6 protein-coding genes are annotated in these 6,521 nt (G+C 60.8%); 2 read left to right on the top strand and 4 right to left on the bottom strand.

What is annotated here, in order from left to right; translation table 11 throughout:
- Positions 1 to 406 precede the first annotated feature (406 nt).
- The 4 genes from EXR36_07875 to EXR36_07860 all read right to left on the bottom strand — a co-directional run bounded on the left by EXR36_07875 (position 407) and on the right by EXR36_07860 (position 4,766).
- Positions 407 to 1,621: a DUF4102 domain-containing protein gene (locus EXR36_07875; protein MSQ59549.1), complete on the bottom strand. Its 1,215-nt coding sequence runs from the start codon at positions 1,619 to 1,621 to the stop codon at positions 407 to 409.
- A 168-nt stretch (positions 1,622 to 1,789) separates the two neighbouring features.
- The gene (locus tag EXR36_07870; protein MSQ59548.1) at positions 1,790 to 3,292 is read right to left on the bottom strand and encodes an anthranilate synthase component I; all 1,503 of its coding nucleotides are present in this window, start codon (positions 3,290 to 3,292) and stop codon (positions 1,790 to 1,792) included.
- A gap of 115 nt (positions 3,293 to 3,407) precedes the next feature.
- Entirely contained in the window at positions 3,408 to 4,088 is a 681-nt protein-coding gene (locus EXR36_07865) for a phosphoglycolate phosphatase (GenBank protein ID MSQ59547.1), read from the bottom strand.
- 9 nt (positions 4,089 to 4,097) lie between these two features.
- The gene (locus EXR36_07860) at positions 4,098 to 4,766 is read right to left on the bottom strand and encodes a ribulose-phosphate 3-epimerase (protein MSQ59546.1); all 669 of its coding nucleotides are present in this window, start codon (positions 4,764 to 4,766) and stop codon (positions 4,098 to 4,100) included.
- 101 nt (positions 4,767 to 4,867) lie between these two features.
- Here EXR36_07860 and apaG point away from each other — a divergent pair, with 101 nt between their 5' ends.
- Positions 4,868 to 5,251 carry a Co2+/Mg2+ efflux protein ApaG gene (apaG, locus tag EXR36_07855; protein MSQ59545.1) on the top strand — a complete coding sequence of 128 codons (384 nt, stop codon included), beginning with the start codon at positions 4,868 to 4,870 and terminating at the stop codon, positions 5,249 to 5,251.
- 300 nt (positions 5,252 to 5,551) lie between these two features.
- Positions 5,552 to 6,520: a transglycosylase gene (locus EXR36_07850; protein MSQ59544.1), complete on the top strand. Its 969-nt coding sequence runs from the start codon at positions 5,552 to 5,554 to the stop codon at positions 6,518 to 6,520.
- Position 6,521 lies beyond the last annotated feature (1 nt).

The raw sequence follows: 6,521 nt of genomic DNA, 5'->3' as shown, positions 1-6,521 counted from the left end.
ACCCTCAATGCTAATGCCGAGCGCCATTTCTACGTCGCGGACTGCTTGAAAAGGATCAACGCCTAGTGGCTTGTAGTCGGGATTCTTCGCTAAACTCAGCGGCCCGCCCGCCGGACTTTCGAGCTTTCTATATCCCGGATACTCCGCATCGCGAATCGTCTCGGAATCGTAGCCAAGGATGCGTAATATTTCGTCCTTGCACGGTTTGGTAAGCGAATGTGGATATACAAAGAATGTCGCTGATACTCGTTTCGGCGTCGTTTTTGGCATTTTTCGCATCCCTAGCACCCTAGAGAAACCGCCAAGCCAGCCGAATAGGGAATCCGGTTTTCGCCCCGTCGGGCTAGTCTTGGCGTGTTCGGTATCGCGCTAGTGGTCGCCCACGCCGCATCGGGGACGATGAAAACTACGCTGCCGCTCGATTGATCGGCGTCACCTTGCTATCCGCTTTCGCCATTTCATCAATCAGGCTCGCCCATGCCTGCATCATCGCGACGCGCTCGGGCATGTACTCGGCCTGGTTGTAGCTCGCCCGCACTTTGCTGCGCTCGGCATGCGCCAGTTGCCGCTCGATAAGATCGGAGCGGTAGCCCAATTCATTCAGCATCGTTGACGCGGTAGCCCGGAATCCATGCCCCGAAAACTTGCCGCCGTAGCCCATGCGCTCAATCGCCCGGTTGAGGGTTGTCCCGGTCATGCAGGTTTTCGGCCTGCGGTAATTCGGGAAAAGTAATTTCTGCCCGCCGGTCAGGGTATGCAGTTCGCGCAGCAGTTCGACCGCCTGCGAGGAAAGCGGGACGATATGGGGTTCGCGCATCTTCATGCGCTCGGCAGGGATGCGCCACTCGGCCCCGTCCAGGTCGAACTCTGCCCACTCCGCGCCGCGTAGCTCGACGGTACGGACAAAGGTGAGCATGAGCAGCCGCATAGCGATTGCGGTAGTCCGATAGCCTCCGAAGGTTTCGAGCGCCTTTAGAAAACCGGGGATTTGTTTCCGGGTGAGCGGCTTGGAGTGTTGAACCTTCGGCCGGTGAATGGCCCCCTTGAGCGCCGCTGCCGGGTCAACGTCAGCCCGCAGCGTTGCCACGGCATACCGGAAAATCGCGCTCATCCATTGCCGCAGCAGGATCGCCACGGTAGCCGCGCCGCGCTTTTCCGCCCGCTTGATGATTTCGAGCAGATGCGCCGCCCCAATCGAGCGCATCGGCAGGCCCCCGATATAGGGGTATGCGTCAACCGCCAGCGTGTTCTCGACTTGTTTCAGGTAGTAGGCCGACCACCTCGCCCGCCGCTGTTCGATCCACTCCCGCGCTATCGCCTCGAAGGTATTGCCGTTCTCTGCCACTTGGAGCGATACCAGCGCCTGCCGGTTATGGGCGGGGTGTATCCCCTGCTTGACTAGGGCGCGGGCCTTGTCGCGCTCTGTACGGGCTTCCATGAGGGGAATCTGCGGGTATGCCCCGACCGCGTAGACATTCTCTTTGCCTGCGATCCGGTAGCGGTAGCGCCAGAGCTTCGCGCCGCTCGGCCTGACTTCGAGGTAAAGCCCCGCGCCATCGGTGAGCTTTCCCGGCGTTGCGCCGGGCTTGGTGCTACGAATCCTTGCATCGGTCAGGGCCATGATGAGGGTATCCGGGATTTGATACCCGCAACGATACCCGCATATTTTCCGGGTTGCAACGGACACGCCCGGAAAGCGCCGGACTCTAAATTATTATTTTGTTGCTATATTTATGAAGTATTTGGACTTCTGCGGACGCTACCGGAGACCGATGCCGATTGTCGATCATCAGAAGCATGTTCCACCCCCCAACCCCGCCTGCGCCAACTCCGCCGCGCGCAGCACGGCACGCGCCTTGTTCTGCGTCTCGGTCCATTCGCTGGCAGGAACGGAATCGGCCACGATTCCGGCGCCGGCTTGCACGTAGAGTATTTTGTCCTTCACCACCGCGGTGCGGATGGCGATGGCGAGATCCATGTCACCGTTGAAGCCGAGATACCCCACGGCCCCCGCGTAGATGCCGCGCTTGGTGGGCTCCAGTTCGTCGATGATTTCCATCGCCCGCACCTTGGGCGCGCCGCTCACGGTGCCCGCGGGAAAACTCGCGCGCAGCACCGCCATGGCATCGAGCCCGTCCTTCAACTTGCCTTCCACGTTCGAAACGATGTGCATCACGTGGGAGTAGCGCTCCACAAGCATGTTCTCCGTGACCCTCACGCTCCCCGCCTTGGCCACCCGCCCCGCATCGTTACGGCCCAAGTCCATGAGCATGACGTGCTCGGCACGTTCCTTGGGGTCGGCGAGCAGATCTTGTTCGAGCGCCAAGTCTTCTTCCCGCGTCTTCCCGCGCGCTCGGGTACCGGCAATGGGGCGCACGGTTACCGTATCGCCTTCGAGGCGCACCAAAATCTCCGGCGAGGCGCCTACCACATGGAATCCACCCATATCGAAATAAAACATGTAGGGCGATGGATTAAGGGCCCGCAGCGCACGATACAAGGACAAGGGCGAGGCCGCGAACGGATGGCTCATGCGCTGGCTCAGCACCACCTGCATGATGTCGCCCTCGAATATGTAGCGCTTGGCCTTTTCCACGGCGCTCTTGAAATCCGCTTCGCTCGTTTCCGCGCGCGCCACTCCTGCGGGGCCCGGCGTCTCGGCGGATACCTGTACCGGGCGCCGCAATGCGGCGGATAGATCCGCGAGCCGCGCCTTGCCTCTCTGGTAGGCATTGGGCTCGCGCGGGTCCGCGAACACGATCAAGTAGAGTTTGCCCGAAAGATTGTCGAACACGGCCAGTTGCTCGGAGAGGAGCAGCAAGATATCCGGCGTGTTCAAGGGATCGGCGCGGTCGGGCCATCCCAAGCGCGGCTCGATGAAGCGGACCGTGTCGTAGCCGAACACTCCCACCAAACCACCGCAAAACCGGGGCAGTCCAGGACTCAAGGCCGCCTCGTAGCGTGCCTGGCAGGACTTGATCCACTCCAAGGGGTCCGCGTGCCGGCTTTGGGCCACCAGCCGCTCCTGGCAATATTCCGAGCACAGGTTGCCGCGCACCTCGAAGCGAATTTCGGCTGGGAGTCCTATGAAGGAATAACGTCCGAAGCGCTCGCCGCCCTGCACGGACTCCAACAGGTACGAGTAAGGCTGGTTCGCGACGAGCTTGAGGTAAACCGAGAGTGGGGTGTCTAGGTCCGCGAGAGTCTGAGTAACCAGGGGTATTCTGTTGTACCCCGCTTGCGCAAGGCGCGTGAACTCCGCTTCCGATACTTCCGTTACGACTGCCGTCATCTTCTTTTCCTATCCGCCAATTCGATTAAAACGCGATGTGCTACCTAGGACACTGGGCGCCATGAACGCCACGCGCCGTCCCGCCATCGGTTCATCGAATCGGAAAATAGGAAAATCATGAGTGGGTGTTAAGCAGCGTAGCCGCCAATTCAAAAACGTCCGTAACTATAGCATCGCAGTCGAGCGCCGGCACCCCTCCCGCGCCGCTATACCCGTAGGGCACGCACACCACGGGGCAGCCGGCCGCGCGGGCCGCGCGGCAGTCGTTGGGTGAATCCCCCACGACCAACAGATGCCCAGGTTCGACCCCGAAGTACGCTGCACAGTGAAGGAAAGGTTCCGGCTCGGGTTTTTTCCGGGGCAAGGAATCCCCGCCCAGAACCAGCCGGAAGTAGGAGGCCAACTGGGTTCCAGCCAATAGAGGATGCGTGTACGCCAGCGCTTTGTTAGTCACGCAGGCAAGGCTAAAGCGCGGGTACAAGGCAGCTAGTCCGTTCACCACGCCTGGGTACGGGCGGCTGCGGGCGGCCAGTTCCTCGGCGTAGTACGCCTTGAAAAGTTCCAGAGCCATGGCGAACTCCCGCGCCCCAGGCTCCGTATCCATATGCCGGGTGAGCAATCTTCTGGTCAGCACGGCGATGCCGTCCCCGATGAACTGGCGAATCTGAGCCTCGCTCGCCGGCGCCCGGCCCATGGCCTGCAACATTCGGTTTCCCGCTGCTGCTAGATCGGGCAAGGTGTCGATCAACGTGCCATCCAAATCGAAGGCAACGGCCTTGATGCCTCCGAATCGCACGCCAGCCAACTAGGCAGCAGCCAGCGCGGCGCGCATGGAGTCAATGGTTCGTTTGTAGTCCTTGGAACCGAAGATGGCCGACCCCGCCACGAACGTGTCCGCGCCCGCCTTGGCGATGGCGGCGATATTGTCCGCCTTCACCCCGCCGTCCACCTCAAGCCAGATTTCCTGGCCGGTGGCATCGATGCGGCTACGAACCTGCCGCAGCTTTTCCAGAGTGTGGGGAATGAATTGCTGCCCGCCGAACCCTGGGTTCACCGACATCAACAGCACCAGATCCAGCTTCGGCAGGACGTGATCGAGGTAACTGAGCGGCGTGGCGGGATTGAGCACCAAGCCGGCGCGGCACCCGCACTCCTTGATCAACCCGATGGTCCGGTCCACATGATCGGAGGCTTCGGGGTGGAAGCTGATGAGGCCGGCACCCGCCTTGGCGAAATCCGGGATGATACGGTCCACGGGGCGCACCATCAGGTGCACATCGATCAACGCCTGCGTCAATGGCCGGATGGCCTCGCACACCATCGGCCCCACCGTGAGGTTGGGCACATAATGGTTATCCATCACGTCGAAGTGGATGAGATCCGCGCCCGCCGCCACCACCGCTTGGACTTCCTCGCCCAGCTTGGCGAAATTGGCGGACAGAATGCTGGGCGCGATGCGAAATTTCCGGCTCATATTCAAAGGATGTCATGGATTTGACCGGATTCTAGCGGGAAGCGGTGCTTCTCAGCGCGCATGTTCTTGTATCTTTCGCGGATTTCGTTTTCAATTCGCCTATGAGCACAGAAACCAAGTACGACGTAAAAGTAGTGGCCAACGCCTTTTACCTGCCGGACCAATCGGACGAGGAGGAGGACCGGTACGTTTTCGCCTATACCATCACCATTCGCAACGAAGGTTCGGTTCCAGCGAAACTCATCAGCCGACACTGGATCATCACCGATTCTGATAACCGCGTCCAGGAAGTTCGCGGGGTAGGCGTGGTGGGCGAACAGCCGTTGCTGGCTCCCAAGCAGAGTTTCGAGTACACCAGCGGCACCTCCCTGGGTACGCCCGTGGGCACCATGCGGGGCACCTATCAAATGGTGGCCGAAGACGGCACGAAATTCGATGCCCCCATCCCCGAGTTCACTCTAAGCGTACCGCGCGTGTTGCACTAGAAGCGCGAGCGCTTCTAGCGTTTGTCCTTCTTGGGCAGCGTCCACCAAACGATCAGCAGAAACAGGGCAAGCCCCAACAGGATTTCCAAGGCTAACCAAAACATCGTGCGCGCGAAGAGATGGGGATTGGAGTGGAGAGCGGGGAGGAAATTCAGAGCGTGGCGAGTATGTCTGTTCGCCGTGTTCTTTGGTGGTTGCACGAGTTTACCGGAAAGACCAGCACACGAATCGGCACGCCTGCTCTCTCCTGCCTCTTGGAGCGCTCTACCAGGCTGGAATTCCAGCGCCCTGGCCCCTGCGATGACAGCGTTCCTGCGCAGCTGCACCTTGATCGCCAAGGATCCAAGATGGTCGCAAGTATGTGAACAATCCGCGGCCCTCGCCTCCGCCAGCCCCGCATCATTGCGCGCATACTTCGAGACGTGGTTCACACCGTTCAAGATCACCGACGGTACAGGCAACGCCCAGGGATTGCTGACGGGTTACTACGAACCCCTGCTGCGCGGTAGCCGAGAAAAGAAGCCGCCCTATACCTATCCGGTCTACGCCGTTCCGCGGGATCTGGTTCGCATCGAATTGAGCGCGCTTTACCCGGAACTCTCTCACCACCGCCTGCGCGGACGGGTGGTAGGCAACAAAATCGTGCCCTACCATGCCCGTGGCGACATCGAAGCGGGGCAGGCCTCCTTGGCTGGCCGCGAGTTGCTCTGGGTGGACGATGCCATCGCCCTATTCTTTTTGCACATCCAGGGATCGGGCAAAGTGGCGCTGGAATCGGGCGAAACCGTGCGCCTGGCCTATGCGGACCAAAATGGCCATCCCTACCGCGCCATCGGGAAGACGCTTGTTGAACGCGGAGAACTCCAAGAAGTTTCCCTGCAATCCATACGGGCGTGGCTCCAGCGCAACCCGCAAAACGCGGCGCAGGTCATGCAGACCAATCCCAGCTACGTGTTTTTCGAAGAGCAACCCGATACCGCCGATGGTCCCAAAGGCACTCAGGGAGTAGCGCTCACCGAGGGTCACAGCATTGCCGTGGACCCGCGCAGCATTCCCCTCGGCGCCCCCGTGTACATCGAATCCAATTGGCCGCAAGGGGGAGAGCCCCTGAACCGGCTCGCCGTCGCGCAAGACACCGGGGGCGCGATACGCGGCGCCGTGCGGGCCGATCTTTTCCTAGGGACGGGAACCGGTGCGGAAGAAACCTCCGGGCGCATGCGCCAACCCCTGCGCGCCTGGGTATTGCTGCCAAAGTCGTGGAAGAACTAAG

The sequence above is a fragment of the Betaproteobacteria bacterium genome (genome assembly GCA_009693245.1).
GTDB lineage: Bacteria > Pseudomonadota > Gammaproteobacteria > Burkholderiales > SHXO01 > SHXO01.
The sequence above is the reverse complement of the archived record's forward strand: the minus strand, read 5'-3'. Positions and strand labels throughout refer to the sequence as shown.

What these genes read in the sequence shown, in the direction of transcription:
- EXR36_07875 (MSQ59549.1), bottom strand. Translation starts at nt 1,621, where the DNA reads ATGGCCCTGACCGATGCAAGGATTCGTAGCACCAAGCCCGGCGCAACG.
- EXR36_07870 (MSQ59548.1), bottom strand. Translation starts at nt 3,292, where the DNA reads ATGACGGCAGTCGTAACGGAAGTATCGGAAGCGGAGTTCACGCGCCTT.
- EXR36_07860 (MSQ59546.1), bottom strand. Translation starts at nt 4,766, where the DNA reads ATGAGCCGGAAATTTCGCATCGCGCCCAGCATTCTGTCCGCCAATTTC.
- apaG (MSQ59545.1), top strand. Translation starts at nt 4,868, where the DNA reads ATGAGCACAGAAACCAAGTACGACGTAAAAGTAGTGGCCAACGCCTTT.
- EXR36_07850 (MSQ59544.1), top strand. Translation starts at nt 5,552, where the DNA reads ATGACAGCGTTCCTGCGCAGCTGCACCTTGATCGCCAAGGATCCAAGA.